Origin of the sequence: Blastopirellula sediminis (genome assembly GCF_020966755.1) — a bacterium.
GTDB classification, from domain to species: Bacteria; Planctomycetota; Planctomycetia; order Pirellulales; family Pirellulaceae; genus Blastopirellula; species Blastopirellula sediminis.
The window spans coordinates 1219900-1236229 of sequence record NZ_JAJKFT010000010.1; the positions used below are offsets into that span (position 1 = coordinate 1219900).

Consider the following 16330-nt stretch of genomic DNA (forward strand, 5'->3'; position numbering starts at 1 on the left):
GCTCGTCTGCCTGTAGCGACGTCGGTCCGTTTTTCACTTCAGCAGAAAGAGCAGAGCCATGTCGCGTTACGAAGGGAAACCGTTCGTACGACTGATCGAATGTTACATCTTGTCGGCGATTGACGAATTGCCGGCGGTCTACGAGCAGAAGCTGGTCGAAATGGTCCCCGCCTTGAAGGAGACCTACAACATCGAAGGCACATGGCGCGAAGTCGTGGCGGAAGTAATGCAGTTTCCTGATTCGATTGACGAAGAGCTGCGCGGCATGTGGAATCACAACCAGGCGATCGCCGCTCAAAAGAATCAGATCCTCTCGGCCGAGGCGTTCGCCCAAGCGGTCGTCGACCAAAACTTTCCGTCCGAGCCGGAAGGGGAAGAAGACGAGGGCGAAGAAGAATAGTTCCCACGAATAATTCCAAGGAAGGATGCTTTGATGTTCGTTCGTCTAACGGCGGTTGGGTTGTTGGCGATGGCGGGGATCTTCGGAAGCGGCGAATCGCTTTCCGCCGAAGAACGACCTGCACGTTGGGAGAGCGTGGTCGTCATCAAGTCGACCGTCGAGAAAGAGGGGAAGACTTCGGTCCGTTCGTCGACCGGCTTTTTCGTGAAGCAGGGAGAGCAGGTCTACCTGGCGACGGCGCGGCACTCGGCCGATGAAAGCAATCCCTCGTCAGAGATCCTATTCTCGCTCGGCGACAACAGCGTCAGCCTGAAGTTGGAGGAGCTGGGTCAATCTGTCGAGAACTCGTGGCTGACGAAGCCAAGTTACGACATCGCCATCTTACCGGTGTCGCACAAGTTGTTGGCCAAGGCGGCCTGCCTTGAACTGGACGATTGCCGGCGTCAACTGCCTCCGCCGAAAACGCAACTGGAGGTGGTCGGCTTTCCGTTGGCGCTCGGCCTGTTTGGCCCGGACCTGTCGCCGGTCGTGATGGAAGCGAAACTGGCGAGCGGCGAGATCAGCGATCCGTTTAAGAGTGACGGCCAGCGGATCGCCATCGCCATTCCCGCGATCGCGGAAGGAACCAGCGGAGCGCCGGTTTTCGCCCTCGAAGGAGAGAACGACTGGCGCGTGATTGGCGTCTTCATCGGCATTCTGGCTGACTCGACAGGCGGAAAGCTCTCGAAGTTAGCGCCTGCTCACGCTTTGATCGACTTGATCGAAATCGACGCCGCGGCGTCTAAGTAATGGCCGATTTTGCTCGCATCGCGGTCACCGCTTGGATAGTATAACGCCTGCGTTTTCTGTTAAGAAACCTGTCTACAGCATTCCGCCGGCGGTCAGTATGAGCGAAAAAAAAGAGATTAGTTCGACTGGCAAGATGATTCAGATGGTCGTGACGATTCTGGGAGTGGTCATTTCGCTCAGCGTGATGTTTGGAATGGGGATCGGCGGCGCCATTCCGGGCGCAGCGTTCGGCGCGGTTGGTGGAGTCGTCGGTTCGCTGCTAGGGGCGCTTGTCGCGTCGAACTTTCCGGCTGAGCCGCGGTCGTAGGCCGTAATGCAATTCCGGCTAAGTACGCTGTTACTGATGATCTTCGCGATCGCCGTTGCAATGCAGATCGGGGTAATCTATTTGTTGGTGGCGATATACTTCGCCAGCTCCTTGGGGCCGCTCGTCTTTCGCAAGACTTGGCTGCGCGCGGTCGTTTCCTTCGCGCTGGCGACGCTCGCTTGCCTGGCGATATTCATTGCGGTTCGAATGACGGGCGGTAATGATCCTTACCCTACGCCCGAGTCGGGGCCCTATTGGGGCACGTCGCTGATAGCGAGTCTGGTCGCGGGAACCTTTGCGGCGATCGTTTGCGTTGGGATCGGGCAAGAGGATCGGCCGAAGAACAGGGGAGAATAGTCGCCGCGACGGTCAGTTTAGGAATGAGCAGGCTGGAAATCGCCAGCCATTCGTCAAATTAGATGACCTCGCGGCGGCGGAGGGCATAATAGAGCGTGCTGCCGATCGCGAAACCGATCAGCAGCAAGATTGGTCCGTAGCCGCCGTAATCGTCGAGATTCGGGAGCAGCCCAGCGCCCCAGGTTGTGACGAACAGTCGAAACGCTAAGGTCTCGACCATCAACGTCCCTAGTACGATCATCGCGTAGATTTCAGTTCGCATGCAATTTCACCTACGAACGTTGCTGATTGTGATCGCACTGATCGCCGTCGCCTTGGCGATCGGAAGGTTTATCGGTTTGAAGGGTTCGCTGGCGTTCATTTGCGTGAGTGGATTTGTCGTGCCGGCGCTCGTCGGGAATCTATGGATTCGGGCGGCTCTGGCGTTTGGCCTGACGGGCATCGCGATTTTTGCACTTCACGCTCTGCTGGCGGAGGACGGCGCTCGGTCATTGTCACAGATGCTCTACTCGCCGATACGGCTGACGTTGTTCGTTGGCGTCGGGGCGCTCTTATTTAGTTCGCGTTTGCGCTGGGGATATTGTCATCCCACTGGATTTTCGCGACCAAAATAGGGGAGATTCGTCATCCGATTTCGCCTACAAACGCTCTGTATGGTAATTGCTGGTCTTGCCGTCCTGCTTGGGATTGGCAAAGAGATCGGGTGGCTTCCGGTGATATTTGTCATCTGCTTGAGCGGATTTGTCGTTCCGGCATTCGTAGCGAACGTCTGGCTTCGAGTTGGGCTCGCCTTTGGGATGACCGGGTTGCTTCTGGGGATTGTGAATGGAATCTTGGTCCTGGAGCAGTCGTCCCCAGGGGATCCGATTCTGTACCTGACGCTGATCGCGCCATTGCGTCTTCTGTCGGAAGTTAGCGCTGCCGCAATTGTCGTCAGTTCGTTGTTGCGGTGGGGTTGTCGACAGTACCTCGAATATCGATCGGTACTGGAACTTTCCGAGTCTGATCCGCCGGAGGAGTAAGATGCCGATGCTGAAAACGATGAAGTCGCTCTTGATCGGCCAATACGAGGCTTCGCTCTGGATGCTGCACCGCTGTATCGAGCAATGTCCGGACGAAGGCTGGAACCAGCCGGTAGCGAATCTCCAGTTTTGTCAGGCGGCGTTTCATGCACTGTTCTTTACCGATTACTACCTTTGCGCGGCGCCAGCAGAGCTGCGCGAGCAGTTGTTTCACCAGCAGCATGCAGACGACTTTCGCGATTACGAGGAGCTGGAGCCGCGTATACAGCGACTGACTTATGAGCGCGCATTTTTGCGCCGCTATCTCGACCATTGTCGCGCGAAGGCGAATGGCGTAATCAATCAAGAATCGGCGGAGATTCTTTTCGCGCCATGTGCGTTTCCGCCGAAGACATTCTCACGTGCGGAACTACATGTCTACAACATTCGACATATTCAGCATCATGCGGCACAATTAAGCTTGCGTCTAAGGTTATCTTTCGACGATGATATAGCTTGGTTAGGAACAGGCTGGAAAGAGGCGTGATCGTGAAAGCTTCCCTTTAACGGAGGTGCCCATGAGATTCCGCTTCACGAGTAGTGATCTGTTTCGTGCGATTGCTATTATTTCTATTCTAATTACCGTTTGCTTTCTCTCTAATTCTAATCGCGAAGAAGAAGTTCCTGCCAACGACGTCGCTCGCCTATTTCAAGGGGACGGCGCGATTGATCTCTCGCACATCGAAGCGTTTGGTCAACACCGCCATCTTGAATGCCATGATCCTCTGGTAATTCAATATCTTGAACGTTGCCTTGCGGCGTCGACCCCTGGCGGCTATTCGTTGCCGACGACGGAAGAAGAGATTCGTACTCATAGCGGTTACTATTCGTACTACGTCACGTTTGGTCTGAGTAACGGACGAGAATGCACGATGTTTTGCAAAGTTTCCAACCGCGATCTCTGCTTGTTGGTGCCCGAGCACGCGCCAGCCGGAGAAGTCGGTTCGCCGAATCATCGCGCCCCGTTTCCGCAGCCGATGCCGGAGAAGTTGACCGAGTTATTGGCGGTGCTGACGACGGAAGGGTTTCCTGAATAACCCGATAACACCAGGGTAAACTGGACCATGTAAGGTTCGGGCACGTCGGCGCTACGGCGCGATTTTGCAAAACTCGCGCCGTAGCGGAAGGAAGCGATGTTCGAAGCTGACGAGGAATCCTCGCCCAAATCAACGCCAATCGCGCGCGGCCTGGCGCCGATCGCGATTGGAGTTTTTCTTGGCGCCTCGGGTTATTTAACGATGGGGCGCGGACTGTCGTCGATCGTTACGGTTGGCGATCCGTTAGCGGCCGATGCGACGTTTCGAACTTCGGGCACGACCTACGTCATTATTCTAGGAGTCGCCGTCGCGATCATCGCCGCCGGTCTGCTGATGGCGCTCGAAGAGTTCTGGGCGCGGATGGTAATCGGCTTTGGCGCCGGGCTGCTTGTCGCCGGCGTATGGTGGAGCGCTTCGCAGCAGATCGTCTTGCGTCCAGATGGATTCTCGGTACGCGGCGCTCTACTAGTAACCGGCGCGGACTATCATTTCGAGCGTGGCGAGGAGATTCTATTGGAGGTAGAACCTCGTCCTGGTTCGCGACATGGCGATCGTCATTCGGTACATCTACATCGAGCGGATGGTACCGAGATGGAACTATGTCATGATACGCAATTCGAACCCGTCTGGTATTTTGCGGCGCCACATCTCATTCGAACAAGTCGCCGCGGGATGCTTGCGCCGTAACGCCGACTATTTTGTTTTCTTCGGCACGTCGAAATCGACGACGGTCGACTTGGTCGGCAACTCGGTCGTCGTTTCGTACGTGGGGAAGAGGGGACGGCCGTCGGAGTTGTCGCCATGGGCGACGCCGTCATAACCTTCGATCCGTACGATGTGAGGACCGCCGACGACGCCGAGCGCTTCGCTGGTGTCGTACTTGCCGCCGCGAATAATCGCCATACTGCCGGGACCGCTGTTGCCGGCCGACGTGTCAGGCTCAAAGTAAATGGAACCGTTCGGTACCGGTTGCCCGGCGTAGGTCACGGCGCCATGAATGTGAATCGTCGACGTCGATGGGCCGCAACCAAGCGATAACGGAGCGGCCATCAGCGCCGCGACGACGCTGAGTCGCGTGATGGAGGCGTTCACAGGATGGCTCTTGAAACGAAGGTAGAGGACAGGAAGAGAAGGGGCTTAGAGGTTGAAACCTCCGGTCGGCAAACCGTCGTCGACCTTGCCCAGCGCACGATAGGTCGCCAGGTCGATCGTCTCCGGTACGAAGTGAACCGAGCCGTCTCCCAGCAGGAAGAAGCAGCCGCCGGGATGATAACTGCCGAACAGTTTCGTCATGATGTTCAACGTGTCGTACTTCAGGCCGACGTTGGGGTTCGAGTTAATCTGATCGCGTGCCGCGGCCAGGATGTAGGGTGAACCGTACGCGTCGGTCTTCGAGCCGGTCGCCCAGCTGATGTAAATCCCGTCCGAGCGGCCGGTCGGCGTCAGGCAATACTTGGTTTCGCCCACCATGAAGGTGTTCGATGAACCGTCGAGCATGTCGCGGAAGTTGGTCTTTGAGTTGAAGTACAAGATGCCGTTGCGATAGAAGACGCGGTTGCCTGATTGCGTCGAGCAGCTTTCATCCGCTTGGGGACCGCCCCCTTGGACGCCGTAGTAGCTGGTGTTCGGCCAGTCGTCGCGGCTGCCGGGATCGGACGGGCATTGATAGGCCGGGTTGGCCAGCTTGAACTGGTTGTTGTTGGCGGTCACGCCGGGGACGTTGGATGACGCGGTGAAAGCGCCATTCAGGTCGAACAGCTCGTAGCGGTTGGTCTGCTCCAAAAATGGCAGGATCGCGACGGTCCATGGTTCGCGGGCATCGGAGTTGGCGCCGGTGGAGCTGCACCAGTTCGAGTTGGCGTAGTTTGGCGTGTTTCTGTTCTTCACGCCGGCCGGGAAGTGGCCGTAGGTGTCATGGTGATTGTGGAGCGCCAGACCGATTTGCTTCAGATGGTTGGAGCAATCCATCCGTCGAGCCGCTTCCCGCGCTTGTTGCACGGCCGGCAGGAGGAGGGCAATTAGCACTCCGATGATGGCGATTACCACCAACAACTCGACGAGCGTGAACGCTCTCCGATTTCGAAAAGACATGAGCCGTCCCCAGGAAGAAGAAAAGTGATTCGATGAGTTAGGGATTACTTGCGAATTTTCAGGGAAAAAATGCGACAAAGCAAGCACAAAACGGAAAGAAATCATCGTAAAGGCGCGAACTGCAACTTCAAACAAATGTCAAAAGGCGTTACTTCTCCCTACTACGGCTTGCCGTACTCCCGCCCGCCGCAATGCCAAGTGAAAAATAAGGTCCCTTATGCTGGAATTCGTCCGATGCCCCCCAGATCGGACTGCGCTTCGACTTGCCTAAGCGAATGGCGCGGCGTAGACTTTCCGCGCATTTGGCTAACTATTGACACTGCTAGCAGTTAGAATCACCAGAGTGATCCACAAAACCACCGACCCGTCACCGGCGGGTACCGCTTCGATTCAGGATGACCCTTTGTCGATTTACGGCGGACCAAACTATCACGAGCGCGAAGCGATCTTGCTCGCACCCTATGCGATGTTCAGCGCGAACACGCGCGGACGGGACGTCTTTGAGGCGGATCAGCCTTATCGCAGCCCGTTTCAGCGCGATCGGGATCGGGTAGTGCATAGCAGCGCCTATCGCCGTTTGAGCGACAAGACGCAAGTTTTTTCCGGCGTCAGCGACTATCACCGGACGCGGCTCACCCACACGATCGAAGTCGCGTCGGTAGCGCGCACGATGGGGCGGGTCTTCCGCTTGAACGAAGACCTGGTCGAAGCGCTGGCGCACCTGCACGACATTGGCCATCCGCCCTATGGACATTCCGGCGAAGATGTTCTGGCCGAGTGCATGTCGGCGGTCGGAGGCTTCTCGCACAATCAGTTCGGCCTGGTTCTGGTCGATCAGCTGGAGACGCGATCTCCCGCTTATGACGGATTGAACCTGACGCAAGAGGTGCTGGATAGCCAGCGCACGCGGATCGATAAAAGTGGCGGCGCGCCGAAATCTCCTCTCTTGGAGGCCCAAATCGTCGACGCGGCCGACAGCGTCACGTACGATGCGCATGACGTTGACGACGCCGTCAAAGTGGGGCTGGTGCGGATGGAGCAGGTCCTCGAGCTGCCGCTGGTCCGCCGCTGTTACGAGAAGGCCTGTCAGCGCTACGGGCGAGTCGAGGGGAGCGTGCTGCGAAAGATGGTCGTGCACGAACTGATCGATTTGCAGGTCCGTAACGTCATTGAGAACATCGGCGCGCAACTAGCGGCCAGCCAGCCGCAGAGTTCGGCCGAGGTTCAATCGCGGCCTCCCCTGGTCACGATGAGCGAAGAGCTGTTGGCCGAGAAACGGGAGTTGGAAAAATTCCTCTATTACGAAGTCTATCGGCATCCCGCAATCGTCCAGTTTCGTGAGCGAGTGCAGCACCAGCTGACGACCATGTACCGCGGCTATCTACGGCATCCCGAGTGGCTGCCGGCGAAGATCGCCGGACGCATCGATCAGTGGGGCCGAGAGCGCGCGGCCGGGTACTACCTCGCGACGATGACGGATACTTACTGTACAAACGAATTTAAGAAACGATTCGGTGAGAGCTGACGCCCGTGGGGGGTGACTAAGAGGCAGTTTTTCAGCTAAAATACTGAGTTGGAACGGAACAGACACACCTCTTACATTTTGATGACCGCACGGTTCATGCGCTTCTGCTGCGCGGTTATAGGCGACGGGCATTATGGCTCTCCTGATTCTTCGTTGTATTTTCCTGTTGGTGGCGGCTGGCGTCGGCATCTCGATCATTACGGTCAATGACTTCGCCAGCACGGCGCGCAACCAGCCCTTCTTCACCTTCACCGGGGTGATGTTGTTGGCGATTTTCGTCATCGGGTTGGACGTTGCGTTCAAACGGAAACGGTACGACACGATCAGCGGCGTTTACTTCGGTTTGCTCGTCGGTCTGTTCTTGACCTACATCCTTGGTCTCGCGATCCAACCGTTTTTCCCCGCGGATGAACTGGGCGCGACCGGCGGTCCGCAGCGTGCCGTGCAGCTGGTGATCGGGATGGTCCTTTGCTACGCGTGCATCAGCCTGGTGCTGCAGACGAAGGACGACTTCCGCTTCATCATTCCGTATGTCGAATTCTCGAAAGACGTGAAAGGTCTGAAGCCGTACATCCTGGATACTAGCGTCGTGATCGACGGGCGCATCGCCGACGTCGTCGAGACGCAGCTCTTCGACAACCAATTGATCATGCCGCGATTCGTGTTGGCTGAACTGCAAGCGATCGCCGACAGCAGCGACAAGCTGAAACGGAGCCGCGGTCGTCGTGGGCTCGACATCTTGAATCGTCTCCGCAATCACGCAGCGGTCGATCTGAAGATTCATGATCGCGAAACGCCGGAGATGGATGGCCAGCCGGTCGATATGAAGCTGGTGCTGTTGGCCAAGAACATGGAAGGGAAGATCGTCACCGGCGACTACAACCTGAACAAAGTGGCTCGGTTGCACAACGTCGAAGTGATCAACCTGAACGACGTCGCCAACGCGCTGAAGCCGGTCTTCCTGCCGGGCGAGCAGTTGGTGGTCCGGATCGTCAAACGGGGCGAGGAAGAAAGCCAAGGGGTCGGTTACCTGGACGACGGCACGATGATCGTCGTCGAAGGTGGTCGCGACCACATCGGCCAGAACGTCCAGATCCTGGTGACCAGCGTGCTGCAAACCAGCGCCGGCCGCATGATCTTTGGTCGTTACGAAACGGTCGCCGGCGGCAGCCCAGCCGAAATCCCCAATCGTCAGCGTCCCGCCGAATCGAAGGCGTAACGCGGAGAATCGCTAACCAAAATCAATCAAGACCCGTCTCTTCCGGCGGGTCTTTTTCTTTGCGCGGAGGCTTCTTCCCCCGTCTTTGGCTCGCTTTGTCGGCGTAGTAGGCGATCGCCGCGCCGGTTAGTCCGATCCAGACGATCATCAGCAGTTTGAAGACTTCGAAATAGCTCTCTCGATCAGGTCTCACCGGCAAAACGGTCTTGCTGATCCCGAAGCCTTGCACGCGCCATAGAGGCAGAAAGCCTTCGTCGACGACGTTTCCCTCTTTGTCCTTCTTGATAAAGTGGACTCGCTGGGCGTCGTTTGACTCAAGCGAGAACGTCGTCAGCCCGTCATAGGCGGGGACATAGCCGTTGAGCAGGTAACGCTCCAGGTTTTCGGCGAGCGCCCGAGAGAAGGTGGGGATCGTTCTCACCGACGCTCGGTCCGGATTGTCCCAATAGTAGGCGCCAACGGTTGCGATCAGAAACCCGAGAAAGAGGGAACGGAACGCTCCGCGGCAGCCGATCGCCAGGCAAGCGGCGATGATCAACAGAGCTGGCCAAGCGAGTTCCAGCGCTCGGATGGCGCCAGGCGTCGGAAAGCGAACCGCCGCCAAACTGCCGCACAGCACGGCGGTAAAGATGGCGAGCGTTCGCAGCGAAAATTGCGGCATCGTTTTCCCTTTCGCTTATTCAGCTTCGTTCGTTCCTCGCCAAGCGACGAAGTTGCAAATCCATCCCCCGAGTAATCCAAACCAGAACAGGCATATTAGACGGATCGAATTGGCCAACGGCGTTAACTTCGTGGGAAGTTTGCGTGCGCTGGGGATTTTGATCAGGCGGCCACGTCGCCAGACGACAATCTCCGACTGACCGGTCGCCGAACTATATCCGTCCGGAAAGAAACGAGCCGGGTCATTGGCGCCGCGCGCGTTGACGTAAAGTTCGTTCGACGCAAAAACTTGTTCGGCGGCGGCCAGGATTGGCGCCGTATACGTCCGGGAACTGGCCGATCCCATTTCCCAGTAGGCGATGACAATCGAGGAGACGAGAAAGCCGAGGTATTTGTTTCTTGCTGGTCCTGGCGTTCCAATCGCCGCGCAACCGACCCCCAGCATTACGCACGCCCAAGCGATCGCCAGCAAATAGGTAATCCCCTTGCTGGGAAACGTGAGCGCGATCACCGAGATGGCGATCAGCAGCGATACGAGGGCGAAGTTGCGGAAGGGGAATCGTGGCATGTCGACTCTCGATTTGGCCCGGGGCGGTTTCGTATTGTCGCCGATGAAGCCGTGAGATGCGAGAATTTTGGAGCACGCGATCATGGCCCATCATTCGATTCCTAATGCCAGTTACGCATGTAGCCAGCACCGAGTTCGCTAGCGGCAACACCTGACAAAGTGGGTTAAATACGCCAAGACGGGAGGGGGAGCAGTTTTGAATCGATCGATACGGTGGAGCGCACGATAAATCATTAGTCTCGAAAGTATTGCCAGCCTTGGTTCGCCTCACTGAGACAATTAACAGTCAGGATCGATCTGCTAATGCTGTCATTATTGTCTCATGCACTCCTTCGCAGGGTGATCTGCGGGGGCTTGCTCTGGTCTGCATTCTTGTCCGCCGCAGTCGCTCAGCAGCAGAACGACGACATCACGCCGGGGATGATCTCCGGCACTTCGACCTTCGCGAGTCCTTATTCCAACGGCCTCTGGGGCGAGTACTTTCCCCGCGTCTCGGTACAACATCGAACCGAAGGCGCCGGGTATGACTATTCGTTCACCGACTTTCGAACGTGGGTTCCGCTCTACGAATCGTACGACGCACGTGCGCTCACCTTCATGGATGCGGCGTTTCTGCTCGCCAATGATCGTAACGTCGGCATGAACGCGGTGGTCGGACAGCGTTTCTATTCCGATGACTACGGCCGTACGTTCGGCGGCTACGTTGGCTACGACAATCGGGATACCGGCGTACAAACCGTCGGCCAGGTCGTAACCGGCTTTGAGTCGCTCGGCCGAATCGACTTTCGGGCGAACGGCTACTTCCCGACCGATACCAGCCCGGTTTCCACCGGACTTAGTTTCAGCGACCCAACCTATGTCGGTTACAACATTCAGCTGACGCAGCTCAGCCAGTACCAGGTGGCGATGAAGGGGTTCGACGCCGAGTTCGGCGGGGCGCTGCCGCATGTCGGCGATTACGTTCGCGCTTACTTGGGCCTCTATAACTTCCAAGGGGATGGTTCGCCGCAGGCCTGGGGTTGGAAGACGCGGTTTGAAAGCCACGTCACCGATCGAATGCGGCTCTATTTGACTGTCAGCGACGATCAGGTATTCGATACGAACGTCGTTTTCGGCGCCGCGTTCTTTTTTCCTGGCAGCTCGGCTCGTCGGGTTCCGCGGTATGACAGCTTCGTCAACAAGATGGACGAGCCGATCATTCGCAACGAAGCGGTCGTCGTCAACAACGTTAGCCGTAGGGGGATCGTCAATGCGACCAATCCGGTGAGCGGTACCGATCAGCACGTGATCCACGTCGATCCCGATGCGGTGGCGATGGGGGACGGTACGGTTGATAATCCGTACAACGCGCTGCAACTGGCGCAGGCCGGCTCGCAGCCGAACGACATCATCTTCGTTCACCCGCGGGCTGACGATACGGCGACCAACCTGACGCAGGACTTCGTCTTGCAGGACAATCAGCGGCTGTTGGCCTCAACGACGCAGCATATGTTTACGGCGACGCAGGGGACGTTCGACCTGCCGGGTTACGAAGCGGGCAACCGCCCCACGCTTGACTCGCCGGGCGATGCGATCACGCTGGCCAACAACAACGAAGTCTCCGGTTTCCGGTTTGACGACACCGGCGGCGATTCGGTCGTCGGTAACGGCATCACCAGCTTCAATATCAACAACAACCAGTTCGTCGGGCTGGGGGCGATGGGCGAAGCAGCCATCTACATCCAGAACGCCGGCGGCACCGGCATCATCCGCGACAACGTCGTCTCCAACATTGCGTCGTTGGGCGATACCGGCTTCTTCGTCGAGCTTGGCGATACGTCGAACTTGCTGATCACCGGCAATACGCTCACGCGACAGCTGAGCGCCGGCGGCGACAACGGCATCGAAGTAAGCGTCTTGTCAGGCGTCGATGCGACGGTCGACATTACCAACAATACGTTGACCAACTTTCTGGCCGCAGCCGGTACTGGGATTCGGCTGGAATCGTTCGGAAATCTGACCAGCAACATCTCGCATAATGAGATCTATCAAGGTTTGACGGTCAGCCAGGCCGACTATGGCATTCGCGTTCGGCTGATGGACGGCACTGCCGCGCTAACGATTGACGACAATACGATCGGAACCATCGCAACGGCGCAGGCCCTGAATTACGGCATCCGCGTCGAGGATTCGACGTCCGGCGGATCTTATGTGCGTATTACCAATAATACGCTGGACGATTTCCTGACCGGCAGCGTCTTTCTCACCGGTATCGGATACCAGACGACCACCCTTGGGACGCATGATCTTGTTCTCAGCGGCAACTACGTGAATCACTCAGGCGTCGACATCGTGGATGAAGGGATTGTCGCCACCAATAACGGCGGCGGCCTCCTCAACATCAATGCGTTTGACAATGTGGTCACTGCAGATACCATCAGCCAAAACTACATCTTCGCGGCGAATAGCGGCGGCGACGTCAATCTGCGAATGGTTAACAACACAGCCGCTGATCGCGTTCGTATCGCCACCAGCCTTTCGGGAGACCTGCGATTTGAGGTCTTCGGCGGTCAAATGGTTCCCAGTGCGCTTACTGCGGCGGACGTCAAAGGTCAGAATACGATCACCGGCGCCGTTCAAATCTTCAACGGCGGCACTGGGTCGACAACGGCGGTCGCCCCCAATAGTTTGCCGATTCCAGACTAACCTCGCGGTTTAATCACGCCTGATGTTGGGATGCCGCCAACATCGGGCAATTTAGCCCGTTTAGGGGAAGTCGAAAGCGACGTTGATTTTCATTCGATCGATGCGGCGAGGCGCACGATAAATAGTTAGTTCCCAAAAGTTTGGCCAGCGACAATTTCTTCATCTTGAGACAGCCCTGCATGGAGCAATTGCGCATGTGGTCCCAACTATCGTCGAATTCCTTGCGCACGTTGCTGTGTGGGTTTCTTTGCTACTTCGCCTGCTCTGCGGCATTATTCGCGCAGCAGCAGAATGACGACATCACGCCTGGGATGATCTCCGGCACATCGTCCTTTGCGAGCCCTTACTCGAACGGCCTGTGGGGAGAGTATTTTCCCCGCGTCTCGGTGCAGCATCGAACGGAAGGGGCTGGGTACAACTATTCGTTCACCGATTTTCGAACGTGGGTTCCGTTGTACGAATCGTACGACGCCCATGCGCTCACTTACTTCGATGGCGCGTTTTTACTCGCCAACGATCGGAACGTGGGGATGAACGCGGTCGTCGGTCAGCGGTTCTATTCTGATGACTACGGACGGACCTTCGGCGGTTTTGTCGGCTACGACAACCGAGACACCGGCATTCAAACGGTCGGCCAGGTGGTAGCGGGTTTTGAGTCGCTGGGAAAAATCGACTTCCGCGCCAACGGCTACTTCCCAACCGATACCGATCCGGTTTCGACCGGGCTGACTTATAGCGATCCGACCTATGTCGGCTACAACATTCAGCTATTACAGACGACCGACTTCCAGACGGCCATGAAGGGCTTTGACGCCGAATTTGGCGGAGCGCTGCCTTACGTTGGCGATTACGTGCGGGCCTATCTCGGGATGTACAACTTCCAGGGCGAAGATTCGCCGCAGGCCTGGGGTTGGAAGACGCGCTTTGAAAGCCATGTCACCGATCGGATGCGGCTTTACCTGACGGTCAGCGACGATCAGGTCTTCGACACCAACGTCGTCTTCGGCGCCGCATTTTTCTTCCCCGGCAGTTCGGCCCGGCGAGTTCCGCGGTACGACAGCTTCGTCAACAAGATGGACGAACCGCTGGTCCGCAACGAAGCGGTCGTCGTCAACAATACCAGCAAGTACGCCACGGTGAACGCGACCAATCCGGTGACCGGGACCGATCAACGTGTGATTCACGTTGACCCCAACGCGGTGGCGGCGGGGGATGGTACGGTCGAAAGTCCACTTAATCGACTGGCCGAGGCGCAAGCGGCGTCGCAAGCGAATGACGTCATCTTCGTTCACCCGCGGGCCGACGACACTCAGACCAATCTGAAGGTGATTACGTTTTCTCTGAAAGAGAACCAGCGAATATTAGGGTCGACCACTCCGCATCTGTTTACGGCGACCCAAGGGACGTTTGATCTGCCGGGCTACGAAGTGGGCAATCGGCCGAAGATCGATGCGGCAATTGACATGTTCTACCTCGCCGACAACAACGAGATTTCCGGTTTCTATTTTGATAACATCGATGACACTCCGATCCGCAGTCTCGGCAGCGTTACTAACTTCAACATCAACAACAACTACTTTTCGCAAGGTACCGGAACCCTAACTGCCCAAGTCAACATTGCCAACTTTAGCGGGGTAGGGGTTATCCGCGACAATACGTTCTCGAACGTCGGAACGTCGAGCGTGATCCCGATCTCGGTCACCTCGGTCGGAACGGCTCAGCTGACGATTGACGGAAATACGATCAACCGCACAGCACTCGGCGGCAACTCCCCGATCACAGTTATTAACAACGGATCGCTGTTGACCCTCGACATTACCAACAATTACATCTCCAACTTTGTCTCAGCGACCGGCAGCGCCATCAACGTCACCTCGAACGGCGATTTGATCGCCAATATTTCGCAGAACGAAATCTATCAAGGTGTGACGGCCGCCGTCGTTGACTACGGCATTTTCGCGGAACTCAACGGCGCTTCCTCGAACTTGACGATCGACGGCAATACGATCGGCACGATCGCCACCGCCCAAGCTGTCGATGGTGGGATTTGGATTGAGGACAATACGACCGGCACGTCGAACGTCGCCATCACCAACAACACCGTCAGCGACTTCCTGACGGCAAGCGTCTACGACGTCGGGATTCGATACGAAGCCGACGGCGGAGGGACATACAACTTGGTCATGACCGGCAACGACGTGAACCATTCGCTATCTGGGGTCGTTTCCCAAGGTTACGTGGTCATCGCGAGCGGCCTTTCGACTCTCAATTTGAACTTTCAAGAGAACGTCTCTGGCGGAACGTTTAGTAGTCGGTCGGCCGCCTTTTTCGCAGAAGATTCGACGCTCAATATGCGAATGTTGAACAATACGCTCAGCTCCGTCGTTCGCTTCGACGCCGAGAATCCGGGTGGCCAGATCAATTTCGAGGTGTTTGGCGGCCAGACTGTGCCGAACCCCTTGCTTGCCGGCGATGTCTTTGGCCAGAACACGATCAGCGGCGCGATCGAATTCCGACGCGCCTTTGGCGGGACCATCAACCGCGCGTCGCCAAACAGCTTGCCGATTCCGGAATAAGCTATCCTAGTTGAAGGGCAGGACGTGTCTGCCGAAATGGGCTTCAAGCGAAACCGGACGCCATGTTCACGACGAGCGAATTCTCCCGCATCAGCGGGCTGTCGATCGAAATGCTCCGTCTCCTCAAACAGGAGCAGGTGCTGTCGCCGACTGCGCCCAGCGATGACGAAGAGCTGGCTGCTTATGACGACGCCCAGTTGCCGATCGCCCGGGCGATTTATCATCTGGGGAAGATCGAGATCCCGCTGGAGCGAATTCGGGCGCTGCTCGATCAAACCAGCGGCAAGGTCGACATCGCCAAACTGCTTTCGCAGCAGGAAGGAGCGCTTCCTGAGAAGCGAATCAAAACGATCGTCGCCCAGGAAGCGGCGATCGAAGCGATTTGCGCCCGGGACGACGACGATATCCGCGAAACCAAAGTCGACCGGCTGCTGGTCGCTGGGATTCGGATGCGGGGCAAGTACAGCGATTGCGGCAAGGCTTACGGCAAGATCGGCTGGCAGTATGGTCGCCAGTTGAGCGGCCCGGCGATGATGCTCCACTACGACAAAGAGTACAAAGAAAACGACGCCGATTTTGAAGCCTGTTTCCCGATTCGGCAGGGCGCCTCGAAGAAGGGAATCGAAGTCCATGAGCTGGAAGGAGGACGGCTCGTCTCGCTCACCCATCGCGGCCCGTATGAAACGTTGACCGGTTCGTACGCCAGGCTTCTCCGCTACGTCCGAGCTCGCCACCCCGGCTACTTGCTGCCGACGCGGGAAAGCTTCGTCAAAGGCCCCGGCTGGCTCTTCAAAGGGGACCCCGAAAAATATCTCACCGAGCTGCAAATCCTGGTGGCGTAGCGCCGGAATAGAACACGGAGACCACGGTCGGAAAGACGGAGGAACACGGCAAGATTCTTCCGCCTCGTCAAACGAGGGGATCCGACAGTTTGCACAATTTTTCTGATTGGGATTGGGGCGAGCGACTTTCCAAAATTCCTCCTTCTGACCGCGTCTTTCCGTGCTCCCAGCCGTGGCTTCCGTGTTCCATTCTTTCTTCTTTGGAAAGAACGG

General features: G+C 57.1%; 19 protein-coding genes. 14 read left to right on the plus strand and 5 right to left on the minus strand.

The annotated features are described in order from the left end of the window. Positions 1 to 58: 58 nt before the first annotated feature. The 4 genes from LOC68_RS16620 to LOC68_RS16635 all read left to right on the plus strand — a co-directional run bounded on the left by LOC68_RS16620 (position 59) and on the right by LOC68_RS16635 (position 1853). The gene (locus LOC68_RS16620; protein ID WP_230220795.1) at positions 59 to 400 is read left to right on the plus strand and encodes a hypothetical protein; all 342 of its coding nucleotides are present in this window, start codon (positions 59 to 61) and stop codon (positions 398 to 400) included. 33 nt (positions 401 to 433) lie between these two features. Beyond that, positions 434 to 1189 (plus strand): trypsin-like peptidase domain-containing protein, encoded by a 756-nt coding sequence (locus tag LOC68_RS16625; RefSeq protein WP_230220797.1) that lies wholly within the window; start codon positions 434 to 436, stop codon positions 1187 to 1189. A 97-nt stretch (positions 1190 to 1286) separates the two neighbouring features. Beyond that, positions 1287 to 1496, plus strand: coding sequence for a hypothetical protein (locus tag LOC68_RS16630; protein ID WP_230220798.1), 210 nt, complete (start codon positions 1287 to 1289; stop codon positions 1494 to 1496). 6 nt (positions 1497 to 1502) lie between these two features. Continuing rightward, complete coding sequence (locus LOC68_RS16635) at positions 1503 to 1853, plus strand: hypothetical protein (RefSeq protein ID WP_230220800.1); 351 nt, start codon at positions 1503 to 1505, stop codon at positions 1851 to 1853. A 58-nt stretch (positions 1854 to 1911) separates the two neighbouring features. Here the strand turns inward: LOC68_RS16635 and LOC68_RS16640 are convergent, their stop codons facing one another. Then, positions 1912 to 2115 (minus strand): hypothetical protein, encoded by a 204-nt coding sequence (locus LOC68_RS16640; RefSeq protein WP_230220802.1) that lies wholly within the window; start codon positions 2113 to 2115, stop codon positions 1912 to 1914. 28 nt (positions 2116 to 2143) lie between these two features. Here LOC68_RS16640 and LOC68_RS16645 point away from each other — a divergent pair, with 28 nt between their 5' ends. From LOC68_RS16645 to LOC68_RS16665, 5 genes are all read left to right on the plus strand, one after another. Beyond that, the gene (locus LOC68_RS16645) at positions 2144 to 2467 is read left to right on the plus strand and encodes a hypothetical protein (protein ID WP_230220804.1); all 324 of its coding nucleotides are present in this window, start codon (positions 2144 to 2146) and stop codon (positions 2465 to 2467) included. A 183-nt stretch (positions 2468 to 2650) separates the two neighbouring features. Continuing rightward, entirely contained in the window at positions 2651 to 2875 is a 225-nt protein-coding gene (locus LOC68_RS16650; RefSeq protein WP_230220806.1) for a hypothetical protein, read from the plus strand. 1 nt (position 2876) lies between these two features. Next, the gene (locus LOC68_RS16655) at positions 2877 to 3401 is read left to right on the plus strand and encodes a DinB family protein (RefSeq protein WP_230220808.1); all 525 of its coding nucleotides are present in this window, start codon (positions 2877 to 2879) and stop codon (positions 3399 to 3401) included. Positions 3402 to 3432: 31 nt separating this feature from the next. Then, positions 3433 to 3951 (plus strand): hypothetical protein, encoded by a 519-nt coding sequence (locus LOC68_RS16660; protein ID WP_230220810.1) that lies wholly within the window; start codon positions 3433 to 3435, stop codon positions 3949 to 3951. 96 nt (positions 3952 to 4047) lie between these two features. Continuing rightward, a complete protein-coding gene (locus LOC68_RS16665; RefSeq protein ID WP_230220812.1) occupies positions 4048 to 4638 on the plus strand; it encodes a hypothetical protein in 591 nt (196 codons plus the stop codon). A 6-nt stretch (positions 4639 to 4644) separates the two neighbouring features. Here LOC68_RS16665 and LOC68_RS16670 read toward each other — a convergent pair whose 3' ends face one another. Together LOC68_RS16670 and LOC68_RS16675 are read right to left on the minus strand one after the other, a co-directional pair. Then, on the minus strand, positions 4645 to 5043 hold the full coding sequence (locus tag LOC68_RS16670; RefSeq protein WP_230220813.1) for a hypothetical protein: 399 nt from the start codon (positions 5041 to 5043) through the stop codon (positions 4645 to 4647). 45 nt (positions 5044 to 5088) lie between these two features. Continuing rightward, entirely contained in the window at positions 5089 to 6042 is a 954-nt protein-coding gene (locus LOC68_RS16675; protein ID WP_230220815.1) for a DUF1559 family PulG-like putative transporter, read from the minus strand. Positions 6043 to 6385: 343 nt separating this feature from the next. Here LOC68_RS16675 and LOC68_RS16680 point away from each other — a divergent pair, with 343 nt between their 5' ends. Both LOC68_RS16680 and LOC68_RS16685 read left to right on the plus strand, forming a co-directional pair. After that, positions 6386 to 7567, plus strand: a complete 1182-nt coding sequence (locus LOC68_RS16680; protein ID WP_230220817.1) for an HD domain-containing protein — start codon at positions 6386 to 6388, stop codon at positions 7565 to 7567. A gap of 133 nt (positions 7568 to 7700) precedes the next feature. Next, positions 7701 to 8786, plus strand: a complete 1086-nt coding sequence (locus LOC68_RS16685; protein ID WP_230220819.1) for a PIN/TRAM domain-containing protein — start codon at positions 7701 to 7703, stop codon at positions 8784 to 8786. A 22-nt stretch (positions 8787 to 8808) separates the two neighbouring features. On the opposite strand, the gene LOC68_RS16690 is transcribed toward LOC68_RS16685, so the two are convergent. Continuing rightward, complete coding sequence (locus LOC68_RS16690) at positions 8809 to 9447, minus strand: hypothetical protein (protein WP_230220821.1); 639 nt, start codon at positions 9445 to 9447, stop codon at positions 8809 to 8811. Between the two features lie 15 nt (positions 9448 to 9462). Next, entirely contained in the window at positions 9463 to 10014 is a 552-nt protein-coding gene (locus tag LOC68_RS16695; protein ID WP_230220823.1) for a hypothetical protein, read from the minus strand. Between the two features lie 372 nt (positions 10015 to 10386). On the opposite strand from LOC68_RS16695, the gene LOC68_RS16700 reads away from it, so the two are divergent. The 3 genes from LOC68_RS16700 (at position 10387) to LOC68_RS16710 (ending at position 16117) form a co-directional block, all read left to right on the plus strand. Beyond that, positions 10387 to 12699, plus strand: a complete 2313-nt coding sequence (locus LOC68_RS16700; protein WP_230220825.1) for a hypothetical protein — start codon at positions 10387 to 10389, stop codon at positions 12697 to 12699. A 194-nt stretch (positions 12700 to 12893) separates the two neighbouring features. After that, on the plus strand, positions 12894 to 15275 hold the full coding sequence (locus LOC68_RS16705) for a right-handed parallel beta-helix repeat-containing protein (protein ID WP_230220827.1): 2382 nt from the start codon (positions 12894 to 12896) through the stop codon (positions 15273 to 15275). Positions 15276 to 15337: 62 nt separating this feature from the next. Beyond that, complete coding sequence (locus LOC68_RS16710) at positions 15338 to 16117, plus strand: MerR family transcriptional regulator (protein ID WP_230220829.1); 780 nt, start codon at positions 15338 to 15340, stop codon at positions 16115 to 16117. Positions 16118 to 16330 lie beyond the last annotated feature (213 nt).

What these genes read in the sequence shown, in the direction of transcription:
- LOC68_RS16625 (WP_230220797.1), top strand. Translation starts at nt 434, where the DNA reads ATGTTCGTTCGTCTAACGGCGGTTGGGTTGTTGGCGATGGCGGGGATC.
- LOC68_RS16675 (WP_230220815.1), bottom strand. Translation starts at nt 6,042, where the DNA reads ATGTCTTTTCGAAATCGGAGAGCGTTCACGCTCGTCGAGTTGTTGGTG.
- LOC68_RS16630 (WP_230220798.1), top strand. Translation starts at nt 1,287, where the DNA reads ATGAGCGAAAAAAAAGAGATTAGTTCGACTGGCAAGATGATTCAGATG.
- LOC68_RS16665 (WP_230220812.1), top strand. Translation starts at nt 4,048, where the DNA reads ATGTTCGAAGCTGACGAGGAATCCTCGCCCAAATCAACGCCAATCGCG.
- LOC68_RS16705 (WP_230220827.1), top strand. Translation starts at nt 12,894, where the DNA reads ATGTGGTCCCAACTATCGTCGAATTCCTTGCGCACGTTGCTGTGTGGG.
- LOC68_RS16690 (WP_230220821.1), bottom strand. Translation starts at nt 9,447, where the DNA reads ATGCCGCAATTTTCGCTGCGAACGCTCGCCATCTTTACCGCCGTGCTG.
- LOC68_RS16620 (WP_230220795.1), top strand. Translation starts at nt 59, where the DNA reads ATGTCGCGTTACGAAGGGAAACCGTTCGTACGACTGATCGAATGTTAC.
- LOC68_RS16655 (WP_230220808.1), top strand. Translation starts at nt 2,877, where the DNA reads ATGCCGATGCTGAAAACGATGAAGTCGCTCTTGATCGGCCAATACGAG.
- LOC68_RS16685 (WP_230220819.1), top strand. Translation starts at nt 7,701, where the DNA reads ATGGCTCTCCTGATTCTTCGTTGTATTTTCCTGTTGGTGGCGGCTGGC.
- LOC68_RS16710 (WP_230220829.1), top strand. Translation starts at nt 15,338, where the DNA reads ATGTTCACGACGAGCGAATTCTCCCGCATCAGCGGGCTGTCGATCGAA.
- LOC68_RS16695 (WP_230220823.1), bottom strand. Translation starts at nt 10,014, where the DNA reads ATGCCACGATTCCCCTTCCGCAACTTCGCCCTCGTATCGCTGCTGATC.
- LOC68_RS16640 (WP_230220802.1), bottom strand. Translation starts at nt 2,115, where the DNA reads ATGCGAACTGAAATCTACGCGATGATCGTACTAGGGACGTTGATGGTC.
- LOC68_RS16660 (WP_230220810.1), top strand. Translation starts at nt 3,433, where the DNA reads ATGAGATTCCGCTTCACGAGTAGTGATCTGTTTCGTGCGATTGCTATT.
- LOC68_RS16635 (WP_230220800.1), top strand. Translation starts at nt 1,503, where the DNA reads ATGCAATTCCGGCTAAGTACGCTGTTACTGATGATCTTCGCGATCGCC.
- LOC68_RS16650 (WP_230220806.1), top strand. Translation starts at nt 2,651, where the DNA reads ATGACCGGGTTGCTTCTGGGGATTGTGAATGGAATCTTGGTCCTGGAG.